This window comes from Microbulbifer sp. SAOS-129_SWC, from assembly GCF_039696035.1.
Classification (GTDB): Bacteria; Pseudomonadota; Gammaproteobacteria; order Pseudomonadales; family Cellvibrionaceae; genus Microbulbifer.
Genome location: NZ_CP155567.1, coordinates 1,257,290 through 1,280,269, shown reverse-complemented (window position 1 = coordinate 1,280,269; position 22,980 = coordinate 1,257,290). Strand labels below are relative to the sequence as shown.

Annotated in this window: 19 protein-coding genes and 1 other RNA gene; 12 read left to right on the top strand and 8 right to left on the bottom strand. The window is 62.1% G+C overall.

Translation table 11 applies throughout. The features are described 5' to 3' along the window. Positions 1-30 precede the first annotated feature (30 nt). Positions 31-1,386: an MBL fold metallo-hydrolase gene (locus ABDK11_RS05390; RefSeq protein ID WP_346839275.1), complete on the top strand. Its 1,356-nt coding sequence runs from the start codon at positions 31-33 to the stop codon at positions 1,384-1,386. Between the two features lie 87 nt (positions 1,387-1,473). Here ABDK11_RS05390 and hda read toward each other — a convergent pair whose 3' ends face one another. Further along, positions 1,474-2,199 carry a DnaA regulatory inactivator Hda gene (gene hda / locus ABDK11_RS05385; protein WP_346839274.1) on the bottom strand — a complete coding sequence of 242 codons (726 nt, stop codon included), beginning with the start codon at positions 2,197-2,199 and terminating at the stop codon, positions 1,474-1,476. A gap of 1 nt (position 2,200) precedes the next feature. Further along, a complete protein-coding gene (locus ABDK11_RS05380; protein WP_346839273.1) occupies positions 2,201-3,298 on the bottom strand; it encodes a DUF2066 domain-containing protein in 1,098 nt (365 codons plus the stop codon). Positions 3,299-3,548: 250 nt separating this feature from the next. Here ABDK11_RS05380 and purM point away from each other — a divergent pair, with 250 nt between their 5' ends. The 8 genes from purM to ABDK11_RS05340 all read left to right on the top strand — a co-directional run bounded on the left by purM (position 3,549) and on the right by ABDK11_RS05340 (position 12,821). After that, positions 3,549-4,601: a phosphoribosylformylglycinamidine cyclo-ligase gene (gene purM, locus ABDK11_RS05375; RefSeq protein WP_346839272.1), complete on the top strand. Its 1,053-nt coding sequence runs from the start codon at positions 3,549-3,551 to the stop codon at positions 4,599-4,601. After that, positions 4,601-5,254, top strand: a complete 654-nt coding sequence (gene purN / locus ABDK11_RS05370) for a phosphoribosylglycinamide formyltransferase (RefSeq protein ID WP_346839271.1) — start codon at positions 4,601-4,603, stop codon at positions 5,252-5,254. Before purM ends, purN begins: the two co-directional genes overlap by 1 nt. Positions 5,255-5,357: 103 nt before the next feature. Beyond that, the gene (locus ABDK11_RS05365) at positions 5,358-6,074 is read left to right on the top strand and encodes a DUF3108 domain-containing protein (protein ID WP_346839270.1); all 717 of its coding nucleotides are present in this window, start codon (positions 5,358-5,360) and stop codon (positions 6,072-6,074) included. 230 nt (positions 6,075-6,304) lie between these two features. Continuing rightward, positions 6,305-7,717, top strand: a complete 1,413-nt coding sequence (locus tag ABDK11_RS05360) for an outer membrane protein transport protein (protein WP_346839269.1) — start codon at positions 6,305-6,307, stop codon at positions 7,715-7,717. Between the two features lie 539 nt (positions 7,718-8,256). Continuing rightward, a complete protein-coding gene (locus tag ABDK11_RS05355) occupies positions 8,257-9,588 on the top strand; it encodes a CmpA/NrtA family ABC transporter substrate-binding protein (RefSeq protein ID WP_346840178.1) in 1,332 nt (443 codons plus the stop codon). 50 nt (positions 9,589-9,638) lie between these two features. Next, positions 9,639-10,646, top strand: coding sequence for an ABC transporter permease (locus tag ABDK11_RS05350; RefSeq protein WP_346839268.1), 1,008 nt, complete (start codon positions 9,639-9,641; stop codon positions 10,644-10,646). A gap of 44 nt (positions 10,647-10,690) precedes the next feature. Then, positions 10,691-11,548 carry an ABC transporter ATP-binding protein gene (locus ABDK11_RS05345; protein ID WP_346839267.1) on the top strand — a complete coding sequence of 286 codons (858 nt, stop codon included), beginning with the start codon at positions 10,691-10,693 and terminating at the stop codon, positions 11,546-11,548. A 70-nt stretch (positions 11,549-11,618) separates the two neighbouring features. Further along, complete coding sequence (locus ABDK11_RS05340) at positions 11,619-12,821, top strand: alginate export family protein (protein ID WP_346839266.1); 1,203 nt, start codon at positions 11,619-11,621, stop codon at positions 12,819-12,821. Positions 12,822-13,216: 395 nt separating this feature from the next. Here ABDK11_RS05340 and ABDK11_RS05335 read toward each other — a convergent pair whose 3' ends face one another. Then, positions 13,217-15,106 (bottom strand): M2 family metallopeptidase, encoded by a 1,890-nt coding sequence (locus ABDK11_RS05335; RefSeq protein ID WP_346839265.1) that lies wholly within the window; start codon positions 15,104-15,106, stop codon positions 13,217-13,219. Between the two features lie 226 nt (positions 15,107-15,332). Further along, an RNA gene (gene ffs / locus ABDK11_RS05330) (signal recognition particle sRNA small type) lies at positions 15,333-15,430 on the bottom strand. 178 nt (positions 15,431-15,608) lie between these two features. On the opposite strand from ffs, the gene ABDK11_RS05325 reads away from it, so the two are divergent. Both ABDK11_RS05325 and ABDK11_RS05320 read left to right on the top strand, forming a co-directional pair. Next, complete coding sequence (locus ABDK11_RS05325; RefSeq protein WP_346839264.1) at positions 15,609-16,454, top strand: 6-carboxytetrahydropterin synthase; 846 nt, start codon at positions 15,609-15,611, stop codon at positions 16,452-16,454. A gap of 33 nt (positions 16,455-16,487) precedes the next feature. Continuing rightward, complete coding sequence (locus ABDK11_RS05320) at positions 16,488-17,204, top strand: 16S rRNA (uracil(1498)-N(3))-methyltransferase (RefSeq protein ID WP_346839263.1); 717 nt, start codon at positions 16,488-16,490, stop codon at positions 17,202-17,204. A 486-nt stretch (positions 17,205-17,690) separates the two neighbouring features. Here the strand turns inward: ABDK11_RS05320 and ald are convergent, their stop codons facing one another. Continuing rightward, positions 17,691-18,836 carry an alanine dehydrogenase gene (gene ald / locus ABDK11_RS05315; protein WP_346839262.1) on the bottom strand — a complete coding sequence of 382 codons (1,146 nt, stop codon included), beginning with the start codon at positions 18,834-18,836 and terminating at the stop codon, positions 17,691-17,693. 194 nt (positions 18,837-19,030) lie between these two features. On the opposite strand from ald, the gene ABDK11_RS05310 reads away from it, so the two are divergent. Further along, on the top strand, positions 19,031-19,516 hold the full coding sequence (locus ABDK11_RS05310; protein WP_346839261.1) for an Lrp/AsnC ligand binding domain-containing protein: 486 nt from the start codon (positions 19,031-19,033) through the stop codon (positions 19,514-19,516). Between the two features lie 65 nt (positions 19,517-19,581). Here ABDK11_RS05310 and ABDK11_RS05305 read toward each other — a convergent pair whose 3' ends face one another. The 3 genes from ABDK11_RS05305 to putP form a co-directional block, all read right to left on the bottom strand. After that, positions 19,582-20,046, bottom strand: a complete 465-nt coding sequence (locus ABDK11_RS05305; protein ID WP_346839260.1) for an Mpo1-like protein — start codon at positions 20,044-20,046, stop codon at positions 19,582-19,584. A 111-nt stretch (positions 20,047-20,157) separates the two neighbouring features. Further along, the gene (locus ABDK11_RS05300) at positions 20,158-20,673 is read right to left on the bottom strand and encodes an O-acetyl-ADP-ribose deacetylase (RefSeq protein ID WP_346839259.1); all 516 of its coding nucleotides are present in this window, start codon (positions 20,671-20,673) and stop codon (positions 20,158-20,160) included. A 196-nt stretch (positions 20,674-20,869) separates the two neighbouring features. Continuing rightward, the gene (putP, locus tag ABDK11_RS05295) at positions 20,870-22,336 is read right to left on the bottom strand and encodes a sodium/proline symporter PutP (RefSeq protein ID WP_346839258.1); all 1,467 of its coding nucleotides are present in this window, start codon (positions 22,334-22,336) and stop codon (positions 20,870-20,872) included. Between the last annotated feature and the right edge of the window lie 644 nt (positions 22,337-22,980).

Below are 22,980 nucleotides of genomic sequence, written 5' to 3'. Positions count from 1 at the left end.
AGCTCCAAGGTATTCGTGGAGGCTGATCTCATGAAACTGATTTTTCTCGGCGCCACCCAGACGGTTACCGGTTCCAAGTTCCTGATCGAAGACGGCGACTGCAACTTCCTCGTCGACTGCGGCCTCTACCAGGGCTACAAATGGCTGCGCGAGCGCAACTGGCAGCCACAGGCGTTCGATATCGGGCGCCTGGATGCGGTGGTCCTGACCCACGCCCATATCGATCACTCCGGTTATATTCCGCGGCTATATCAGCAGGGGTATCGTGGCCCGGTCTATTGCCACCGTGCCACCCGCGACCTGTGCGGCATCCTGCTGCCGGACAGCGGCCGTATCCAGGAAGAGGATGCGCGCTTCTACGCCCGCCACAAGCTGAGTAAACACACGCACCCGGAACCGCTGTACGACGGTGAGACCGCCGAGCGCAGTATGGAGCTGTTCCAGCCGCTGGATTTCGGCCAGGAATTTTCCATCGGCAACAGCCGGGTGCACCTGCAGCCGGCCGGACATATCCTCGGCGCCGGCAGTGCGATCGTCGACAACAACGGTACCCGGGTCGGCTTTTCCGGCGACGTTGGCCGACCCAACGACCTGATCATGCGCCCGCCACAGCCACTGCCGGAACTGGACCTGTTGCTGATGGAGTCCACCTACGGCAACCGCCGCCACCCGCAGGTCGATGTGCACCACGAACTGGCGCGGGTAGTCAATGAAACCGCCAGCCACGGTGGCGTGCTGCTGATCCCGAGCTTTGCCGTGGGCCGCGCCCAGGCACTGCAGTATCTGCTGGTGACCCTGATGGACAGTGGCGACATTCCAGAGCTGCCGATCTATCTCGACAGCCCCATGGCCATCGATGTCACCGACCTTTACTGCCAGTATGCGGACCAGCATCGCCTGAGCCCCGCCGAGTGCCAGCATATGCACCGCGGCATCATCTACACCCACAGCGTCGACGAATCCAAGGCGCTGGAGAACATCCAGTACCCGCACATCATCATCGCCGGCAGCGGCATGGCCACCGGCGGGCGCATCCTGCACCACATGAAACGGCTGCTGCCCGACCACCACACCACCCTGCTCTTCTGCGGCTACCAGGCCGGCGGCACCCGCGGCGCGAGGCTCACTGGCGGCGGTACCACGGTGAAAATTCACGGCGAGCAGGTACCCTGCAGGGCGCAGGTAGAGATGATCGAGGGGATGTCCGCGCACGCCGATTACCGTGAACTCGGTGCCTGGCTGCAGCAGTCGCAAATGCAGGCGGATACGCCGGTCCAGCTGGTGCACGGCGAGCCGGATGCCGCCGATGCGTTGCGCTTCTACCTGAAGGAACACACCAACTTCCACCCCATAGTGCCGGAATACCGGCAGGTGCTGCATCTCTGAATGGCTGTGGAGCAGAGGGTATCGGGAGGATTTGGAGCTACGAGGGGCTGCGCGCGCCAACGGCGGGTCGCGCGCAGCCACAGTCAATCAGATATTGAGCACCTGCTTGACGAACGGAATGGTGATTTTGCGCTGCGCCACCAGCGACGCCCGGTCGAGCTGTTCGAGGCAATCGAACAGCGCGCGGGTATCCCGCGGCGCGCGGTGCAGTATGTACTGGGCGACGTCTTCCGGCAGGTCGAAACCGCGCAGGCGGCTGCGCTGGCGCAGGGCCGTGAGCTTGTCGCCGTCGTTGAGCGGGCGCAGCTGGAAAGTCAGGCCCCACTGCAGCCGCGACGTCAGGTCGGCGAGCTCCAGCGACAGATTGCGCGGCGACTTGCGCGCCCCCAGCAACAGCTGGCGGCCGCTGTCACGTACGCGGTTGTACAGGTGGAACAGCGCCGTCTGCCACTCCGACTGCCCCTCGATCAGGTGCAGGTCATCGATACAGACCAGGTCCAGCTGCTCCAGGCGGTCGAGGGCTACCGACGGATCTATGTCCAGCAGCTCTGCCAGCGGCAGGTACTGGAAACTGCGGCCGCCGGCGTCGGCGCGCTGGCACACCGACTGCAGCAGGTGGCTGACGCCGCTACCGGCCTCGCCCCAGACATAGATCACCGGCTCGATCGACTGGCCGCCGGCAAACTGCTCCAGCGCGACCACTACCTGTTGATTGGTGTCCGACGGCGCCAGATAGAAATTATCGAAGGTGGCGTCGTCCCGCAGGGAAACCCCCAGCGACAGCTGCTGCGGAACGCCCTTGTCTCTGGTCATCTCAGTGCCAGTCGTAGCTCAGGGGGTTCTGCGCACTGCCCGCGGGGGCGCGGTAACCACTGAGGTCAATGGGGCCTTCGTCAGCGCGCTGATGCAGTTTGCGGTTCAGCGCCAGCGCGTCGCGCAACCGCGGCAGCGGCGCCGCGGTAGTCAGGGCAAAACGCAGACGGTCGCGATCGACAGACAACAGCTCTGCGGCACTGACCTGTGCCAGCCCCTGCAGGTAACTGGAAGCGGCGGTGTAGGCGGCAAAGCTGTCGACACCGGAGATTTCCACCACCACCGCGCTCTGCTGGCCGCCACCGTTGTCGGGGCGTACCGCGTAGCGCTGCGCCAGTACATTGGCCGCCTCGTCGATACCGCGCATGGCCACCTGCTCCATGGAGTCACCACTGGCATCGAAGGCGTAGCTGCGCCCGCCCTGGATCAGCAGCCAGTTGGCCTGCCAGCGATTGTCGGAAATCTCCAGCAACCGGCCCATCAGTGTGGCGTCGGGGCGATAGCGCACGGCGGCGCGCTCGGCGGCCTGTTCGTCCTGCGCCCACAGGTTACCCAGCGGCATTTTCCCGCGATCATTGGCGTCCATGACCGGGAAATCCACCGGTAACCCGCGCTGCATGGCGATACCGTCGAGCGCCGCGTACAGCTCGGGGCTGTCGTTCTCGCTGAGCGCGCTGCGGCCGTCGCGCAGGCTGTCCACCGCCAGCCACACCAGGGTCGCGGGACGGTTGTTGGGCCACATCGGCAACTGCAGCTTGTGCACCTGTTCCGCCACGGCCTGGGGATCGTAGGACAGGTGCAGGTACAGCTGGTTGTCTTCCGACTCGTAGCGATAGCTCTGCACATACTGCCGGGCAGCCGCCAGCAGCGGCTTCAGTTGCGGGTTGCTACCGATATCGGCATCGCCGGTGACGCGCACGAATACCTGTTCCAGGCCGCGACTACTGGCGTCCGCGCGATCGGTGGCGCCGCGACTGGGCACCGCCTCGACCACCTCATACAGGTCCGGAATCACCCGCGCCTGGGCCGGCAATACCACGGCACATAACAGCAGTGCCACCAGGCTGGACGCCCAACCGCGCCGGAGCAGCTGAAACATTGGTTCTCTCCCCAAAACTTCTTATCTGCGGAAGCGGCCCCGGCCGCCAAACACGGCGGACAGGGCTCGAATTGCGGCTATTGTATCAGTGTCGGTTATTTCTCCCAGTACCTGGCCCGCATTTCTCGCAAAGTTACGCCCGCTGCGGCCGTCACAGCGGGAGATTTGCGGGAAATGCCCGTCTATTCGCACAATGGGGATATTTTCCACTAGAATACGCGCCCTTCGAGCCCCCACAGCAGGATGAATCATGAGCGATTCCAAGCCGCAACAGTCACTGTCCTACAAAGACGCCGGTGTCGATATCGACGCGGGCAACGCCCTGGTCGAGCGCATCAAGCACGTCGCCAAGCGCACCGCGCGCCCCGAGGTGATGGGAGGCTTGGGCGGCTTCGGCGCGCTGTGCGAGCTGCCCAGCGGCTACCGGGAGCCGGTGCTGGTTTCCGGCACCGACGGTGTGGGCACCAAGTTGCGCCTGGCCATGGATCTGGGTATCCACGACAGCATCGGCATCGACCTGGTGGCCATGTGTGTCAACGATCTGGTCGTGGCCGGCGCCGAGCCGCTGTTCTTCCTCGACTACTACGCCACCGGCAAGCTCAACGTGGATATCGCCGCGGAGGTGGTTACCGGTATCGGCCAGGGTTGTGAACTGTCCGGCTGTGCCCTGGTGGGCGGCGAGACCGCGGAAATGCCCGGTATGTACGAGGGTGACGATTACGACCTGGCCGGCTTCTGCGTGGGCGTGGTGGAGAAATCCGAAATCATCGACGGCAGCAAAGTCCGGGCCGGCGACAAGCTGATCGGCCTCGGCGCCAGCGGCCCGCATTCCAACGGCTACTCGCTGATCCGCAAGGTGCTGGAGATCAGCGGTGCCGACCTGCAACAACCGATGGGCGATACCACCCTGGCCAGGGCGCTGATGGCGCCGACCCGCATCTATGTGAAGAACCTGCTGGAGCTGATGAAATCCCACCAGGTCAATGCGCTCAGCCACATCACCGGCGGCGGCCTGCTGGAAAACCTGCCCCGAGTCCTGCCCGAGGGCACCTGTGCGCGCATCGACGTCACCAGCTGGGAACTGCCGCCGGTGTTCGACTGGCTGCGCGAGGCCGGCAATATCGAGCGCCGCGAAATGTACCGCACCTTCAACTGCGGTGTGGGCATGGTGATCTGCGTACCCGCGGACCAGGCGGACGCCGCGCTGGCCACCCTGCGCCAGCTGGGCGAGGACGCCTTTGTCATCGGCAGCATCGAAGCGGCCAGCGACGGCGGTGAAGCGGTAGAGCTGGCGGGACTCTGATGTCGCGGGATAAATGTAATGTCGTAGTGCTGATCTCCGGCAGCGGCACCAATCTGCAGGCGCTGATCGACGGCGCCGCCGCAGCGGATGCCGATTTCAACGTGTGCGCGGTGATCAGCAACAAGGCGGAGGCCTACGGCCTCACCCGCGCGCGCGACGCCGGTATCAACACCGTTGCCGTCAGCCACCGGGATTTTGCCGACCGCGAGTCGTTCGATCGCGCCCTGATCGAAGAGATCGACCGGCACCAGCCCGGACTGGTGGTGCTGGCCGGCTTCATGCGTATCCTCACGCCGGAGTTCGTGCGCCACTACAGCGGTCGCCTGCTCAATATCCATCCGTCGCTGCTGCCCAAATACCAGGGGCTGCATACCCACCAGCGCGCCCTGGACGCCGGCGACCGCGAACACGGCGCTACGGTACACTTCGTCACCGAGGAGCTGGACGGCGGCCCCGCCATCATCCAGGCGCGGATACCGGTCGAGCCCGGCGACAGTGCCGACACACTCGCCGCGCGGGTGCAGATTCAGGAACACTTCATCTACCCTATGGCAGTATCCTGGTTCGCCCGGGGTCGTCTGCGTATGCTGGACGACCGTGTCGAACTCGACGGCGAACCGCTGCCGCGCAGCGGGTACACAGTGACCGGTTGATCCGGCGGCACTTTTGTCGCCGACTTGCGGTCAGTAATGTGTGTGAACACATTTCCCGCACCGGCGTCATCGCGGTGCGGGACTTCGACAACAGGAGGTCCCAGTGCCGGTTCGCATTCTTACGTTTTTATTCCTCTGCCTGATCGCCGTGCTGCCGGCGCAGGCAGCAGATCAGCCGCAACTCAAACCCTTCGTCGCCACCTATACCGCGCACTATGGCGCCATCGGCGTCACTGCCAAGCGCCGCCTGAGTGGCAGCGACGGCAGCTGGCGCCTGGACTTTGATGTCGACTCCCTGTTCGCCGGCATCCGCGAATTTTCCCGCTTTCGCGACGTTAATGGACAGCTGCACCCACAGCATTACGAATACCACAAAACCGGCCTCGGCCGGGACCGCCACACGCGGCTGAACTTCGAGCAGGCCGAGCATCGCGTGGTCAACCTGAACAGGCCCAAGCGCACACTCGATAATGTGCCGCGCGACGTACACGACAAATTAACCTACCAGTTACAGCTGGCACTCGATGTGGCTGCCGGCAAAAAAAACCTGAATTATCAGATTGCCGACGGCAAAAGACTCAATGAATACAATTTTGCCGTCGACGGCCGGGAAATGCTGCGCACGCCGCTGGGGGAAGTGGAAACGGTGCGCGTAAAGCGGGTGCCCGACGGCGATTCCGATCGCGAGACCAGTATCTGGTTTGCACCGCAGTGGAACTATGCGCTGGTTAAACTGATGCAGAGCGAAGATGGCAAAACCTACCAGATTGAATTGACCGAATTATCCATAGATGGAAAAAGCGTCGGTGCTCGTCAATAAATTTTCTCGCTTCATCTAAAACGTGAAAAAAAAGCACGTCACTCAATAGATTTTTCGCTCTTTTGTCTTTATAAAGTCGCAAAATTCCACTGGTCCGCCAGTTTGGCGCTGCTAAACTTCCGGCACCAGGGAATTTGTCACGAAAGCGACCGGCTTTCCCGCCACTGGCGGCTCAGCGCTGTTAGAGCAGTGGCTTCTTGTTAACGGCAATAAAAAAGAGTGGAATCTCAATGAAAAGCACTATTCTGCGACGCGCGCTGCTCGCAGCAGCGATCAGCACAGTGTCCAGCGGCACCATGGCAGCTGGTTTTTTCCTGAATGAAACCAGCAGCTCCGGTCTCGGCCGCGCCTTCGCCGGGGAAAACACCATTGGCGACAACACCTCGATCCTCACGCGCAACCCCGCGGGTTCCGCCCTGTTTAAAACGATCAGCCTGTCCGGCGGCGCGCTGTACGTAAATCCGGAAATCGACGCGGCCGGCGACGTCACCTACTTCTTGCCGAACACCACAACTGGCGGTTACACCCCCCTGGAACCGCTGCATGATACTGCGAACGACTACGCCACCAGCGCCTGGGTTCCCAACTTCTCCCTCGCGGTGCCGATTGACCCCTGCTGGTCATTCGGCGTGTCCGCGTACTCCAACTACGGCCTGGAAACCGATTTTGACAACGACTGGCTGGTAACCAGCATCGCCAACAAGACCCAGCTGACCACCGTCAACATTGCCCCATCCGTGGCCTACAACTACCGGGACATCTTCAGCATCGGCCTGGCGGCCAACTTCCTGTACGCCGATGCCACCCTTAAAAGCTCGATCCCGAACAACTTCCCGCTCGACCCCGTACTGGCGCCGGTGGTGGGTCGCAACCTGTCCGGCGCCAGCGTGCTGAAGCTCGATGGCGACGACTGGGATGTCAGCTGGAGTATCGGCGCCCTGTGGAATATCGACGACCACACCCGCGTGGGTATTTCCTACCACGCCGAGCTGAACCCGGAACTGGAAGGCGATGTCAGCTCCGACCTGATCACCGGCGTCAACGGCCAGCCACTGCACAACACAAAGGGCAAGCTGACCCTGGACCTGCCGGACACCTGGGAGCTGGGCTTCTACCACAAGTTTGGTCAAAACTGGGGACTGGCCCTGAGCGCCCTATGGACCGACTGGAACGACTTCGAGCGCCTTGAAGCCTTCCTGCCCGAGCAGAAGGTAAACGGTACACCAGTGCCCGACTTCAACCCGCTGCATATCAAGGAAGAAAACTTCGAGAGCGGCTGGCGCTACAGCATCGGCGCTGAATACTACCCCTGCGAGGAAGTCACCTGGCGCATCGGTTACGCCTACGACCAGGGTGCCGCGCGCGACGGCCTCAATCCGACTGACGCATCCGCCAACGCATTCGGCCTGCCGATCACCTGGCGCACACTATCGATCCCGGACACCGATCGCCAGTGGGTAACCTTCGGCGGTAGCTACAAGTTCGATCAGCACCTGAGCATCGACGGCGGCTTCGCCTACCTGTGGGGCGACGATGAAACCATCCAGGAATTCACCACCGCCCCAGTGCCGACCTACTTCGATGGCAAGACCACCAATATCGAAGCTTGGATCGCCGGCGTATCCGTCAACTACCAGTTCTGATCCCCACGGTTTCGGAATCGGGCCGGGCAGTTCGCTGCCCGGCCTTTTTTGTGCCCGCTCGCGGCCAACCGCACCAAAAATTGCCGCTAGCGCGCACCATTTCACACCACCGCCACAATCCGGATTCTCACTCGAACTCCGGGCGCACCGCGTGCCGCGCCTGCGTCGGCCCTCCCGGAACACCCTGCTACCCGATTTTCACGCGATAAAAAACCCAGTAAATACAAAACCTTAAATTTCACGATCAGCAGGCGGCACGCATCGCGTGGTCGCCGCCAATATATGTTTGGCACAATCTGTGCAACCCATCCAGTGAAGGAAAACACCCGGCTGCCCCGCGGCAGCCACCGTCACCTACAGAAAATTTGTCGCCGACCGGAATTCTCGGCCGGCCGTGAGCAGAGGCGCTCATCGATTCGCTGCCCCGTGCAGCCTGTCGATGAGCGTTTTTTTTTGCGCTGCAGCCAGCGCAGACGACCATCAAAAGGGGAGTTAAGCAGATGCAATGGAAGAAATTTTTCAGGGGCGTATCCCTGCTAATGGCACTCGCCTGCGGCCCGGTGCCCTCAATCGCCGCCGATCTGGGCTACCCGGAAAAAGAAGAGCTGACCTTCGGTTTTATCAAACTCACGGACATGGCACCGATCGCCATCGCCTATGAAAAGGGATTTTTCGAAGACGAGGGCCTCTACGTCACCATTCAGGCCCAGGCCAACTGGAAAGTGTTGCTCGATGGCGTTATCGACGGCCGCCTCGACGGCGCCCATATGCTGGCCGGCCAGCCACTCGCCGCCACCATGGGTTACGGCACCCACGCAGACATCATCACCCCCTTCTCGATGGACCTGAACGGCAATGGCATTACCGTTTCCAACGAAATCTGGCAACAGATGAAAAAGAACATCCCCACCGCGGCCAACGGTAAGCCCCGACACCCGATCAAGGCGGATGCGCTGAAACCGGTGGTGGACAAGTACCGGGCCGCGGGCAAGCCGTTCAATATGGGCATGGTGTTCCCAGTCTCCACCCACAACTATGAACTGCGTTACTGGCTCGCCGCCGGCGGCATCAATCCCGGTTACTACGCGCCGGCGAAAGGCGACACCTCCGGGCAGATACAGGCCGACGCCTTGCTGTCGGTCACGCCGCCGCCACAGATGCCCGCAACGCTGGAGGCCGGCACCATTTACGGCTATTGCGTGGGCGAGCCCTGGAACCAGCAGGCGGTATTCAAAGGGATCGGAGTGCCGGTGGTCACCGACTACGAAATCTGGAAAAACAACCCGGAAAAGGTATTCGGCATCACCCGCGAGTTTGCGGAGAAATACCCCAACACCACCATCCGCATTACCCGCGCGCTGATCCGCGCGGCCATCTGGCTTGACGAAAACCACAATGCCAATCGCCCGGAAGCGGTGAAAATCCTGTCCCAGTCCAACTATGTCGGCGCCGACTACGAAGTGATTGCCAACAGCATGACAGGCACCTTCGAGTACGAAAAAGGGGACAAGCGCGAGGTGCCGGATTTCAACGTTTTCTTCCGTCACAACGCCACCTACCCCTACTACTCCGACGCCATCTGGTATCTGACCCAGATGCGCCGCTGGGGCCAGATTGCCGAGGGCAAGAGCGACGCCTGGTACCTGGCACTGGCGAAAAAGGTCTACCGCCCCGATATCTACCGCGCGGCGGCCAAATCGCTGATCGCCGACAAACTGGTGAGTGCGGACCAGTTCCCGGACTTCAAGCACGAAGACGGCTTCCGCGCGCCGCAAAAGCATTTTATCGACGGCATCGTCTACGACGGCCATCGCCCCAACGCTTATATCGACAAGTTTGCCATCGGGCTGAAATCGACGCAGACCCTCTGATCCACCAAAGCAAACCTTCACCGGAATCCACCGCCACGAGGTAAATGGGAATGAATTCGAGTGCCATCGAGGGCAGAAAGCTGCCCGCCTGGAATCTCGCCGCCAGAGTGCCGTTTGCCGGTCGCAATTGGCTGGATCGCGCAATGCAGCGGGCGGTGCTGCCGCTGGTCGGCATCCTCGCCTTTCTGCTGCTGTGGTCGGCGGCGGCGAGCAATATCAACACTTCGCTGGGTCAGTTTCCCGGCCCGGCGGCGGTGTGGGAGCAGTTCGGCGCACTCTATCAGGAGCATCGGCAGACCCGGGCAAAGGCCGTCGCATTTTACCAGCGACAGAAAATCCGCAATGCCGAGCGGGTGGCGGCCGACTCCGACTACCAGCCAAAAATCCGCGCCTTTACCGGCAGGGAAACGTTTATCGACCAGATACTCACCAGCCTGGTAACAGTGCTGAGCGGCTTCCTGCTCGCCGCTGCAGCGGCGATTCCCCTGGGCATCGCCAGCGGCCTGAGCCGCGCGCTGCACAGTGCCATCAACCCGATCGTGCAATTGTTCAAACCGGTATCGCCGCTGGCCTGGCTGCCGCTGGTCACCATGGTGGTCAGCGCACTCTACACCAGCAGTGATCCGCTGCTGGCCAAATCGTTTCTCAACTCGATGATCACGGTGACCCTGTGCTGCCTGTGGCCAATGCTGATCAACACTGCCGTCGGCGTAGCATCCATCGACAGCGACCTGGTCAATGTCAGCCGGGTGCTGCGCCTGTCGCCACTGCGGCACGTGCGCAAGATCGTGTTGCCCGCATCGATTCCGGCAATTTTTACCGGCATGCGCCTGTCACTCGGGGTCGCCTGGATGGTGCTGATCGCAGCGGAGATGCTGGCGCAGAGCCCGGGGCTGGGCAAATTTGTCTGGGACGAATTCCAGAACGGCAGCTCCGACTCCCTGGCCCGCATCATGGCCGCCGTTATTGTCATCGGCACGATCGGCTTTGCGCTCGACCGCGCCATGCTGGCACTGCAGAAGCTGATTTCCTGGGACAGGGACAGCGTCACCCACTAACCGTTTGCCGAAAAAGACTGCCAATCAATTTTTGGGAGGGCGTCATGAGTTATTTACTGGATATCAGCCATATCGATATGGAATTCCCCGCCCCCGGTGGCTCCTTCTGCGCGCTGCGCGACATCAACCTGCAAATCCGCCATGGCGAATTTGTGTCGCTGATCGGCCACTCCGGTTGCGGTAAATCGACCGTGCTCAATGTGGTGGCCGGTCTCTACCGCGCCACCCGCGGCGGCGTCATCCTGGATGGCCGCGAAGTGACCGAACCCGGGCCGGAGCGCGCGGTGGTGTTCCAGAATCACTCCCTGCTGCCGTGGCTCAGCGCCTATCAAAATGTCGAGCTGGCCGTGCGCCAGGTTTACGCCAAGCGCAAAAGTCGCGCCGAACTGCGTGAGTGGATCGAGCACAACCTGCGCCTGGTGCAGATGGAGCACGCGATGCACAAGCGGCCCGGGGAAATATCCGGCGGCATGAAGCAGCGGGTCGGTATTGCCCGCGCCCTGGCCATGCAGCCCAAGGTGCTGCTGATGGATGAACCTTTCGGCGCGCTGGACGCGCTGACCCGTGCCCATATGCAGGATTCCCTGATGGAGATCCAGGCGACGCTGAACAATACCGTCGTCATGATCACCCACGACGTCGACGAGGCAGTGCTGCTGTCCGACCGCATCGTGATGATGAGCAACGGCCCCGCCGCCACCATCGGCGAAATTCTCACGGTGGAGCTGGAGCGGCCACGGCGCCGCCTGACCCTGGCCGACGATCCCGGCTACAACCACTACCGCGCGCGCGTACTGAAATTCCTGCACGAACGACACGGACGCCTTCACACAGCGCAAACCGCCGCTGCCACAGCAGAGACATCTACATCCGATAACAAGTCCGTGGAACACGCGGCGTAAACGTTACTGCCAGGGGCACACACAAGCGCTACAACCCTTAACGATTACCTCACTTACCGGAAAACGCCAAATGAAAACAATGCACCAACCTCTGTCACTGCTGACACTCGCGCTGTGCGCAACCACCGTGCCAGCCCAGGCTGCCGACGAAGTCGAATCCACAAGCACTGCCAGCACCGTTGGCGAGGCGCTGAGCCAGGGGAAGGCATCGCTGTCCCTGCGCGCGCGCAGCGAGCAGGTGAACACCGAGGGCACCGACACGGTGGACCTGACCAGCCTGAAGACCCGTCTCGGTTTCCAGTCGGCCACCTTCCGCGGTTTCAGCGCATTGATCGAGATGGACGACGTCACGCATATGACAAAGTACGAAGGTGGTATCGCCGACCCGGAGGGCACCGAAGTGAATCAGGCGGTGCTCGCCTACGGGGCTGGCGATACCACATTGAAGTACGGCCGCCAGCGCATTCTGCTGGACAACCAGCGTTTTGTCGGTGGTGTCGGTTTCCGGCAGAACGAGCAGACCTACGACGGTTTCAGTATCACCAACCGCAGCCTCACCGACACCACGTTGTTTCTCGCCCATGTCGATAACGTCAACCGCATCTTTGGTGAAGACAGCCCGCTGGGCGACCACAAGAATGATACCTACCTGTTCAATACAAAATACACCGGAGTGAGTGCGGGGGCGCTATCCGCCTACGCCTACCTGATCGACAACCTGGATGCGCCGGGCTTTTCCACCGACACCTACGGCCTGCGTTTCGCCGGCAAAACCGGTCCGGCACTGTATGCGCTGGAATACGCTACCCAATCTGCGGCCGCTGACAATCCAGCCAGCTACCGCGCCGCTTACCTGTTCGCCGAGGGGGGTTACCGATTCGGTGCCGTCACGCTCAAGGCGGGCTATGAACTACTGGGAGCGGACGGCGCCGACGGGCAGTTCATTACCCCGCTGGCGACCCTGCACAAATTCCAGGGCTGGAACGACAAGTTTCTCGGCGGCGGCAGTGGCAATATCGCCGGCGGTATCGAGGACGTGTACGCCTCGCTCGGTACCGAGCTGGCGGGTATCAACCTCGCGCTCAACTACCACCAGCTCAATTCCGATGACACCGAAGTTTCCGGGATGAATCAGTTGGGCAGTGAATACGGCTTTGTCGTGGGGGGAAAACTGGATGCGGTCGCGCTGAGCCTGAAGTACAGCAGTTACAGCGCCGACGACTTCAGCGTGGATACGGACAAGCTGTGGCTCACCGCGCAGGCGCAGTTTTGAAACGATGTGAAAATGCGGAGCTGGCGTGCCGCGTTCCCGGGAAGAGAGGATTGGGGTGGGCCGGCGAGCCGGGCGAACACAAGGTTCGCCCCTGCAGATCGAGTCCGGTGTGCATTTCCACCGTTGCGCTACGGGCCAGTTGAGGCACTGAGCTTTTTCGGCACAACAAAGCCTGTTCCGTAGGGGCGAACCTTGTGTTCGCCCGAAGGGCTGCCCGGCCGCTGCGGGCATTCACGGCGCCTGCGGCCCATGGCCGGTCGATTAGCTTCGCGGAAACAGCCGACCGCAATATCGCCATCCCTGGCGTTACATATGAGTGTTCGCTCTAGCACCGGCCCGGCCATCCATGGCCGGTCGATTAGCTGCGCAGCGAGCCGTGCTCGCTAAGCGCGCAGCTAATCCCAGCTGCAGTCGCGGTTTTTGTTTTGTTCGTTGAGGTAGTCCATTAACGGCTGGAAATAGTCGATGATCGCCGAAGCATCCAGTTCGCGCTGGCCGGTGAGCACTTCCATGGCGTCGGGCCACGGCTTGCTGGCGCCCATGGCGAGCATCTTGCGCAGTTTCTTGCCGGCGGCGGTGTTCTTGTAGATGGAGCAGCGGTGCAGCGGGCCGGTTTCGCCGGCGGCCTCGCACAGGGCGCGGTGGAACTGGAACTGCTGGATACGCGCGAGGAAGTAGCGCGCATAGGGTGTATTGGCGGGAATATGGTATTTGGCGCCCGGATCGAAGTTGGCCTCCGAACGCGCCACCGGCGGTGCTATGCCCTGGTATTCCTCGCGCAGCTTCCACCAGGCCTTGTTGTAATCACCGGGCTTCACGTCGCCGTTAAAGACTTCCCAGCGCCACTTGTCTACCAGCAGGCCGAACGGCAGGAAGGCAATCTTGTCCAGCGCCTGCTGCATCAGGAAGCCGAGATCCTTGCTCTGGTCCGGCACCTTGTCCAGCAGGCCGATCTGTTTCAGGTATTTGGGGGTAATCGACAGCGCGATGGTGTCGCCCACCGCCTCGTGGAAACCGTCGTTGGCACCGTCCTGGTACAGGAACGGCTGGTCCTGGTAGATGCGCTGGTAGAAGTTGTGCCCCAGCTCGTGGTGAATGGTCACCAGGTCTTCGCCGGTCTTGTGGATGCACATCTTGATGCGCACATCGTTCTTGGCATCCAGGTCCCAGGCACTCGCATGGCACACCACGTCGCGGTCGCGCGGCTTGGTGAACTGCGAGCGCTCCCAGAAGGTCTGCGGCAGCGGCTTGAAGCCCAGCGAGGTAAAGAAGCGCTCACCCACCTTGACCATGTCCCGCTCGCCCATGCCGGAGTCCTGCACCAGCTTGGTCAGGTCGTAGGGCGCCTGCATATTGTCGTCTTTGACGATATCGTAAATATTGCCCCACTCCTGCGCCCACATATTACCGAGCAGGTGCGCGGGAATCTTGCCGTGGGGCGGCACCACGTCGTCGCCGTAGTAATCGTTCAGCTTGGCGCGCACATGGCAGTAAAGTGCGTTGTAGAGCGGCTTAACCTTGTTCCACTGCGCATCCATGTCCGCGGAAAAGGCGTCCGCATCCATATCGTACTTGGAGCGCCACATCACACTCAGGTTGTCGTAACCCAGGTCCCTGGCGCCGGCGTTGGCGATTTCCACCTCACGCTCGTACAGCGGCTTCATCGGCGGCGCCACTTTGCGCCAGCCGACCCACAACTCCTTGAGCAGCTTGGGGTCGCGGCTGGTGGCCATCAGCTGGCCCATTTCGGTCAGCGAGTAGCACTTCTCCTCGCCCTTCTGGTCGCGGCAATATTTGCCGGCGCCGTACATGCCCTGCAGCTTGGAGCCGATCTGCGCCAGCTCCGCGGTCAACTTCGGATCTTTCGGTGCCGGCAGTACCAGGCTCTGCTTGAGCATGGTCAGTTGGCGGCGGGTTTCGGGGTCCAGCGTCACCGGATCGAATTTAGCCGCCTCCGAGGCCAGCTTGACCGCCAGGGCGGTGTAGCGCTCGGACGCGAGGGACTCGACGAACTCGGAATCCACATTGATATAGGTGGCCGCCAGCCAGCTCGCATGGCTGGATTCCTCCGACAGCTTGGCCAGCTGTGCCTGCGCGTCGGTGAGGAATGCCTTGGCGTCGTCGGCGGTCAGCGCCGCACGCGTGCCGGCGACCTCGCCCTGCGCGGTGGCCTCTTCCTGCGCGGCGACTTTGGAGGTCAGGGTTGGCGGCTCTGCGGCGCGATCGCCGTCGCAGCCGGCAAGTACCAGGGTGGCGGCAATCATCGCCAGGGCAATGGTCTTCATCAGTTCCCTCTGAACAGTATTGGACTTACCGGAACGGTGTTATCGATTCCGGATTGGTGTCGTCGTTTATAGCATACAGGCGCGCTGCGCTGGGATAGCGGCGCGGGCTGTGCCTCCACATAGGCACAGAATTCCCCAATCGGGTAGCAAAGCAGTGAGATTTTCCGGTGTGGGAATACGGGGCGCAGGGAAAACGATCAGCGGGAAGGGGGGAAATTGGAGGCAGCCCAACCAGCAACACCCTCGGCACATGATACCACTGCTACCGTTGCTCCCTTCCGGGCCTGGCGGGGTTCACAGCTGTTCATTGCGAGGGGACCGGAAGGGCCGCCGCAACATCTCCACTGCGGGAATACCCTTAGCAGCGAAGAGGGCGCGATTATAGAGACTCATCGGCGCGAGTTCCAGCCCTGTATACAGGTTATAATGACCGCGAACGGATCCGGCCCCCAGTCGGGCCCGCAACCCGGCCATATCGCAACCCCAGAGATCGAAGAACTTTATGCATCTGTTTGTCGACAACCTCACCAATGTGGATTTCAGCTACCTCGATCACCAGCGCGGCCTGGTGGGCGAAACCTGGCTGGCCAACGCGGTCCTCGACGGCGCCCTCGACGATCAGGGCATGGTGTGCGACTTCGGTATCGTCAAGAAAACCCTGCGCAACTGGCTGGACGATGAACTGGATCACCGCCTGCTGGTACCCACCGCCTCACCGCACCTGCGGCTGCAGCGCGACGGGGACCGGGTGGCGCTGCGCTGGCAGCTGGCCGATGGCGGCGAGATCGCTGTCAGCGGGCCGGCGCAGGCGTTTGCGCTGGTAGAGGCGGAAGCCATCGATGGCGACAGTGTCGCGCGCTGGAGCGTGCAGCAACTGGCCAGCGCCTTTCCCACCAGTGTCGAAAAGCTGCACCTGACGTTTGACTGTGAAGCCATCGACGATGCCTTCTACCACTACAGCCACGGCCTCAAAAAGCACGACGGCAACTGCCAGCGCATCGCCCACGGCCATCGTTCGCGCATCCAGATCTTGCTCGACGGCGCGCGCAGCCAGCCGTGGGAGGCCAAGTGGGCCGAGCGCTGGCGGGATATCTACCTGGGTACCCGCGAGGACCTGTCCGCCCCCGCCGGCAACGATGCCCTGGATTTCGCCTACCGCGCCCGCCAGGGGGATTTCGCGCTGACCATTCCCGCCGCGCGCTGCGAGCTGGTGGACTGCGATACCACTGTCGAGCAACTGGCCCAGTATATCGCCGTGCAGATTGCGGCTGAGGAACCCGGCCGCCAGGTCACTGTGCGCGCCTACGAGGGCATCGGCAAAGGCGCCATTGCCAGCGCCGCCACCTGAACCCGCCACTCACGACCATATGAGCGCCTCCGCTTGAATCTCGTTCTCCTCGAAACCGCTGACTTCATCGCGCCGGACCGCGCGCGCCTGGATGGGCGCCGCCTGCAGCATATCCAGCAGGTCCACCGCGCCGGCGCCGGCGACAGCCTGCGCATCGGCCTGCTCGACGGGCAGATCGGCAGCGGCCGCATCTGTGAACTGAACGACGACTTTGCAGAACTGCAGGTCGAGTTCCACCGCGACCCGCCGCCCGGCCTGCCGCTGGCCCTGATCCTGGCGCTGCCGCGGCCGAAAATGCTCAAGCGCACCATCCAGCACGCCACCGCATTGGGGGTCAAAAAGCTGTACCTGATCAACGCCTACCGGGTGGAGAAGTCTTACTGGCAGACCCCGTGGCTGGATGGGGACAAACTGCGCGAGCAATGCCTGCTGGGCCTGGAACAGGCCGTGGATACGCGCATGCCGCAGATAGAACTACGCAAGCGCTTCAAACCGTTTGTCGAAGACGAATTACCGGCAATCGCCGCCGAATCACGGAAACTTGTCGCCCACCCGGTCACCGACACCCCCTGCCCTGTGGATATCACCTCCCCCACCACGCTGGCGATTGGCCCCGAGGGCGGTTTTATTCCCTACGAAGTGGAAAAGCTGCAGGAGACGGGCTTCGACGCAGTACATCTGGGTCCGCGAATCCTGCGGGTGGAAACGGCACTACCAGTGCTACTTGGACGGCTGTTTCCCGGGCGCTAACGCCCCTGTCACCCGAAACAATCCACAACTCCCGTTACCGGGCACGCGTAGATTTCTTTTGCACAGGTTCACTACCGAGCGCTTGAGGCACAGGACTCTGTCAAATCGATAAAGCCCGGTTCCGTAGGGGCGGACCCTGTGTCCGCCCCTACAGATCGCGCGCGGTTTTCTTTTCCACAGATTCACGACAGCGCGCTTAAGGCACAGAAAACTTTCAAAGCGATAAAGCCCTTTATACAGGGAAGACGGCGGAGAAATATTCAGTTCGGAGCCCTCGGCAACAGAAACCAATCCCCGAAAATAAAAAAACCGCGCAATTGCGCGGTCGGAACGGTGACAGAGAGGTCACCGGGTCTCACAGAGCGGGGCGCGGGGGCGCGCCCCTGGGGAGAAAGACTGAAACATTCGACAAGCGCGTTACTTCCCGTGTTCTGTCGCAGTAAATTTCTCAATGCGGCCGCGCCAGCGGCCGCAGTTTCCATCTCGTTACGCGGCAGCGCCTTCCTCTACGGCAGACTTCTGCAGCGCCAGTTTCGGATCCACGTATTCGTAGCCCAGTACATCGGCAACGGCCTTGTAGGTCACCATACCGGCGTGAACGTTCAGGCCTTCCAGCAGGTTGGCGTCGTCCAGCAGCGCTTGCTTGGCGCCCTTGTTGGCCAGGGACACAGCAAACGGCAGGGTGGCGTTGTTCAGGGCCATGGTGGAGGTGCGTGCAACACCGCCGGGCATGTTGGCCACGCAGTAGTGCACCACGCCGTCGACGACGTAAGTCGGCTCCTGGTGGGTGGTAGCCTTGGAGGTTTCGAAGCAACCGCCCTGGTCGATGGCCACGTCCACAACCACAGCGCCCTTCTTCATGCGACTGATATGGTCGCGGGTCAGCAGCTTCGGCGCCGCCGCACCCGGAATCAGTACCGCACCGATTACCAGGTCCGCTTCCAGCGCGTGTTTCTCAATAGCGTCGTTGGTGGAGTATTCGGTGCGCACAGCGCCGCCGAAGATATCGTCCAGCTGACGCAGACGCGGCAGGGAGCGATCCAGAATAGTGACGTCGGCGCCCATACCCAGGGCCATTTTGGCCGCGTTGGTACCCACGACACCGCCACCGATCACCAGTACCTTGGCCGGGGCCACACCGGGCACGCCGCCCAGCAGTACGCCGAGACCACCCTGGGCTTTCTCCAGGTGGTGGGCGCCGCACTGTACGGACATACGGCCGGCCACTTCAGACATCGGTGCCAGCAGCGGCAACGCGCCGGAGCGATCGGTTACGGTTTCATAGGCGATACAGGTAGCGCCGGACTTGACCAGCAGCTCGGTCTGCTTGGGATCGGGCGCCAGGTGCAGGTAGGTGTACAGCAGTTGGCCCGGGCGCAGCATCTCGCACTCGTGCGGCTGCGGCTCCTTGACCTTGACGATCATGTCGGCGGTAGCGAAGATCTCTTCCGGAGAATCGATGATCTTGGCACCTGCCTGCTCGTACATTTCGTCGGTAAAGCCGATGGCGGAACCACCGTCTTTCTGCACGATCACCTCGTGACCGTGACCGATCAGCTCACGAACACTGGCCGGCGTCAGGCCGATACGGTACTCGTGGTTTTTGATCTCTTTCGGGACACCTATCAACATTTCTTGTACTCCTCGTTGTTGGCACTCAGGCCACTTATCCGGTGATGGGTGCAGTTACCCTGCTTCTGCGATTTCACCCAGTATAGAGCCGCCCACCGAGGGAATTTATGTTATTTTTCACCCCCAACCAGTGGAATCCACTGGATGAGGCACCAGAATGCCCGTTAATTGATCGATTCAACCGAGGGAACACCATGCGCAGACGCGCCAATGAACTGAGCACCATTGACCGCAACATCCTGCGGGTACTGCAAAAGAATGGCCGCACCAGCTATGCCGAGCTCGCGCGCGAGGTGGGGCTGACCGCCACCCCCTGTATCGAGCGGGTGCGGCGCCTGGAGGGAGATGGCGTAATCCAGGGCTATACGGCGCTGATCAACCCGGAGTTTCTCGACGCGGCGCTGGTGGTGTTCGTGCAGATCCGCCTGAACCGCTCGGCTCAGGACGCGTTCGAGGAGTTCCGCAACGCCGTGGCGGCGCTGCCGGAGGTGCAGGAATGCTATCTGGTATCGGGGAATTTTGACTACCTGATCAAGGCGCGGGTGGCAGATATGAATGCCTATCGCCGCTTCTACGGCGAGACCCTGCTGACACTGCCGGAAGTACAGGAGTGCACCAGTTATGTGGTCATGGAGCAGGTGAAAGAGACGCTGGAAGTACCGGTGCACTACAACCGCTGATCACATACAGGCTGACCGACGGAGCGGCCGCTGGCCGCTCTCACAGCGCGATTGAGCCGGCGCCGTCAGTATTTGATATCAAACTTGCGATAGACAAACCCGATCACCCACGCCGGGCCGATCAACAGGAATTGCAGGTCCTTGAAGAAAGAGGGTTTCTTACCCTCGATCCGGTGGCCGATGAACTGGAAGATCCACATGATCACGAACAGCACCAGCGAGGCCATCCACACCGAGTACCCCAGCCGCGCAAAGCCGCTCCAGCCCCACAGGCATACGACGCTGGCCGCAGCCATGCCCAGCGCCAGCGGGAACGACATCACCAGATAGAACAGCAGCGTCGGCACCAGCGCCACCACCGCCCAGTTCAGCCACGGGATCGACGCCATAAACGCCGGCTGTGGAATCGACCACAACAGCCCCACCACGGTGGCGTAAATGACCGGCACCGCAATCCAGTGAATGGCCTTGTTGACTGGGTTCTGGTGGCTCTCGCCATACTCGGCAAACCACTGTTCGGCACTGCGCATTTTCTCACCCTCGTTTTTATTATCTGCGCCAATCATCGGCGAGCAGCGCAAACGCCGCAATGACCGATCCGGTCACTGCGACGGGGACAAGCCGCTCACGGGCGGCGCCGCTCAGCGGCGCACATAGGCGGTATCCAGCTGCAACCGGTATAGCTCCGCCATCGCCTCGTCGAAACAGCAGAAAATCACCAGCCGCGGTACCGCATCGCGCTCCAGGTGCGCCTGCACCTGGTCCACGGCGATTTCCACCGCCTGCTCCGGCGGATAGTCGTAGACACCACAACTGATTGCCGGGAAGGCGATGGACTGCATGTTCTCCCGCCGCGCCAACGTCAGGCACTGGCGGTAACAACTCGCCAGCAGTTCCGGTTCGCCGAGATTGCCGCCGCGCCAGACCGGGCCGACGGTGTGGTAGATACGCTTGACGGGAATATCAAAAGCCGGGGTCGCGCGCACTTCCCCGGCGGGGCAGCCGCCAATCTGGCGGCAAGCCTCCAACAGGCGGGGCCCCGCCGCGCGGTGAATGGTCCCGTCTACACCACCACCGCCCTGCAGGTGGCTGTTGGCGGCATTGACGATAACATCGACTTTTAATCGAGTGATATCTCCGACATGGACTTCGATCACTCAGTTTCTCCAACCGCTTTGGGCATGCATGGATGCGGATGGAAATCCGTTTCGCCTCGCGTCAGTAACGCCGCCCCCCGGTCTGCCGGCCGGAGCCTGTGCGGAAGAGATTCATGCGGCGGCACTCACGCGCAGGAACTGCAACGTCCTGCACAACCCATGCTCGAGAGCGCCCGCGCGCCGCGCGGCACCGGCCTCACCCCATCAACTCGCGATGGCGCGATGAGACGGCCACGGGGCAATTCGTCACTGCGCTTACTATCACGATAGCAGCTGCGGAGAGTACGAAGCCCGGTAGCAACTCGTAGATATCGAAGATGCCCCCGGATAGCTCCCTCCAGATCAGTACCGTAACACCGCCCACCAGCACCCCGGCGATGGCGCCGGCACCGGTCATGCGCGACCAGTACAGGCTGATCAGGATCGCTGGCCCGAATGCCGCGCCAAGCCCTGCCCACGCATAGGCCACCACGTCGAGCACCTTGGAGTCCGGATCCAGTGCCACCCACACGGCGATCAGCGACAGGCCCACCACCGCCCAGCGCCCCACCTTGACCATCGCCTCGGGGCTGGTCTCGCGGCCCACCCAGACGTGGTAGATATCTTCCGCCAGCGCCGCCGAGCTAACCAGCAGCTGGGAGTCCGCGGTGCTCATGATCGCCGACAGGATCGCCGCCAGCAGCACCCCTGCCACCAGCGGGTGGAACAGCGCCCCCACCAGCTCGATAAAGATACGCTCGCCATCCGGCAGCACCTGATTCAGCTCCAGGCGCCCGAACAGGCCCACCGCCATCGCACCGAGAAAACCGGCCAGCGACCACACCGCCGCCACCAGCGCCGCCGTCGGCACATCCTCCGGGCGGCGCACCGCCTTGAAGCGGGCCAGAATGTGCGGCTGGCCAAAATACCCCAGCCCCCAGGCCAGCGAACTCAGGATCGCCGCCACGCCCAGCGCCTGCCCGGTATTGTCGCTCATCCAGTGGGTCAGCTCCGGCGCGCGCTGCTGCAGCTGGTGCCAGCTGGCCGCCAGGCCACCCTCGTCGCTGATGACCACCGCCGGCACAATCACCAGCGCCAGGCTCATCAACAGGCCCTGGAACACATCGGTCCAGGACACCGCCAGGAAACCGCCAAACAGCGTGTAGGAAATCACCGCCAGCGCACCGACCACCACCGCAATGCGGTAATCCCAGCCGAACACCGACTCGAACAGCTTGCCCCCGGCAATCAGGCCCGAGGCCACATAGAACAGGAAAAACAGCAGGATAAAGATACCGCACAGGGTGCGCAGGTAGGGATGCCCCAGGTTGAAGCGCCGGTGCAGATAGGCCGGCAGCGTCAGCGCGTCATCCAGTTCATAGGAGTACACGCGCAAGCGCCGCGCCATGGTGGTCCAGCTGAGCACAATGCCGGAGAACAGCCCGATCGCGATCCAGCCGGAGGAAAGCCCCACCGCGTAGGCCGCACCGGGCAGGCCCAGCAGCAGCCAGCCGCTCATATCCGAGGCGCCGGCCGACAGCGCCGCCACCGCCGGCGGCAGCGAACGGCCACCGAGAAAATAATCACTGGCATCCTTGGTGCGCTGGTAAGCGTAGACACCGATCACCAGAATAAAAGCCAGGTAGCCGACAAACGTCAGCGCGACGAGCCATTGTCCAGACATGGAAAATCCCCAACAGAGAACATTGCGACCGCCGCAGCGCCCGGCGTCATAGGCTTTTTTAGTGCAAGAAAGCCCCGGGGAATAGGCGCGACAGCCAATTTTCGTGTTTATTGCGCGTAAATCTACCTATTCACTGGCAGCAGCTCAATCCACAAACTACATATTGGGAAAAGTTACGGAAAAACTGACAACACTATGGGCATTTGTCTGGACGAACTGAGACAACTGGTGATTCGTCCCACCCTCAAACACTTGCGGGCCTGGACACCGGAAATGGAAAACCTGTTGCTCGGCACCGCCGCGCAGGAATCCCAGCTCGGGTTTCACCTCAAGCAGGGCCGCCGCCACGGGCTGGGCATCTACCAGATACAGCCACACACCCACCGGGAAATCTGGGACAACTACCTGATCGACCACCCGGCGCTCGCCTCCAAGGTTCGCGGCCTCGCCAGCCAGCGCGACTTCCTCGACCACCCCCACAGTGAACTGACCACCAACCTGCGCTATGCCACCGCCATCGCCTGGCTGATCTACCGCGCCGCCGGGGTCAGCCGCGTCGGCGCCGAGGTGGACAACATGGCGCGTCTGTGGCACCAGCACTTCCACCACGGCCCCAGCGCCCGCGCGCACGACTTCGAGTGCAG

What these genes read in the sequence shown, in the direction of transcription:
- ABDK11_RS05390 (WP_346839275.1), top strand. Translation starts at nt 31, where the DNA reads ATGAAACTGATTTTTCTCGGCGCCACCCAGACGGTTACCGGTTCCAAG.
- hda (WP_346839274.1), bottom strand. Translation starts at nt 2,199, where the DNA reads ATGACCAGAGACAAGGGCGTTCCGCAGCAGCTGTCGCTGGGGGTTTCC.
- ABDK11_RS05380 (WP_346839273.1), bottom strand. Translation starts at nt 3,298, where the DNA reads ATGTTTCAGCTGCTCCGGCGCGGTTGGGCGTCCAGCCTGGTGGCACTG.
- purM (WP_346839272.1), top strand. Translation starts at nt 3,549, where the DNA reads ATGAGCGATTCCAAGCCGCAACAGTCACTGTCCTACAAAGACGCCGGT.
- purN (WP_346839271.1), top strand. Translation starts at nt 4,601, where the DNA reads ATGTCGCGGGATAAATGTAATGTCGTAGTGCTGATCTCCGGCAGCGGC.
- ABDK11_RS05360 (WP_346839269.1), top strand. Translation starts at nt 6,305, where the DNA reads ATGAAAAGCACTATTCTGCGACGCGCGCTGCTCGCAGCAGCGATCAGC.
- ABDK11_RS05355 (WP_346840178.1), top strand. Translation starts at nt 8,257, where the DNA reads ATGGCACTCGCCTGCGGCCCGGTGCCCTCAATCGCCGCCGATCTGGGC.
- ABDK11_RS05350 (WP_346839268.1), top strand. Translation starts at nt 9,639, where the DNA reads ATGAATTCGAGTGCCATCGAGGGCAGAAAGCTGCCCGCCTGGAATCTC.
- ABDK11_RS05345 (WP_346839267.1), top strand. Translation starts at nt 10,691, where the DNA reads ATGAGTTATTTACTGGATATCAGCCATATCGATATGGAATTCCCCGCC.
- ABDK11_RS05340 (WP_346839266.1), top strand. Translation starts at nt 11,619, where the DNA reads ATGAAAACAATGCACCAACCTCTGTCACTGCTGACACTCGCGCTGTGC.
- ABDK11_RS05335 (WP_346839265.1), bottom strand. Translation starts at nt 15,106, where the DNA reads ATGAAGACCATTGCCCTGGCGATGATTGCCGCCACCCTGGTACTTGCC.
- ABDK11_RS05325 (WP_346839264.1), top strand. Translation starts at nt 15,609, where the DNA reads ATGCATCTGTTTGTCGACAACCTCACCAATGTGGATTTCAGCTACCTC.
- ald (WP_346839262.1), bottom strand. Translation starts at nt 18,836, where the DNA reads ATGTTGATAGGTGTCCCGAAAGAGATCAAAAACCACGAGTACCGTATC.
- ABDK11_RS05310 (WP_346839261.1), top strand. Translation starts at nt 19,031, where the DNA reads ATGCGCAGACGCGCCAATGAACTGAGCACCATTGACCGCAACATCCTG.
- ABDK11_RS05305 (WP_346839260.1), bottom strand. Translation starts at nt 20,046, where the DNA reads ATGCGCAGTGCCGAACAGTGGTTTGCCGAGTATGGCGAGAGCCACCAG.
- putP (WP_346839258.1), bottom strand. Translation starts at nt 22,336, where the DNA reads ATGTCTGGACAATGGCTCGTCGCGCTGACGTTTGTCGGCTACCTGGCT.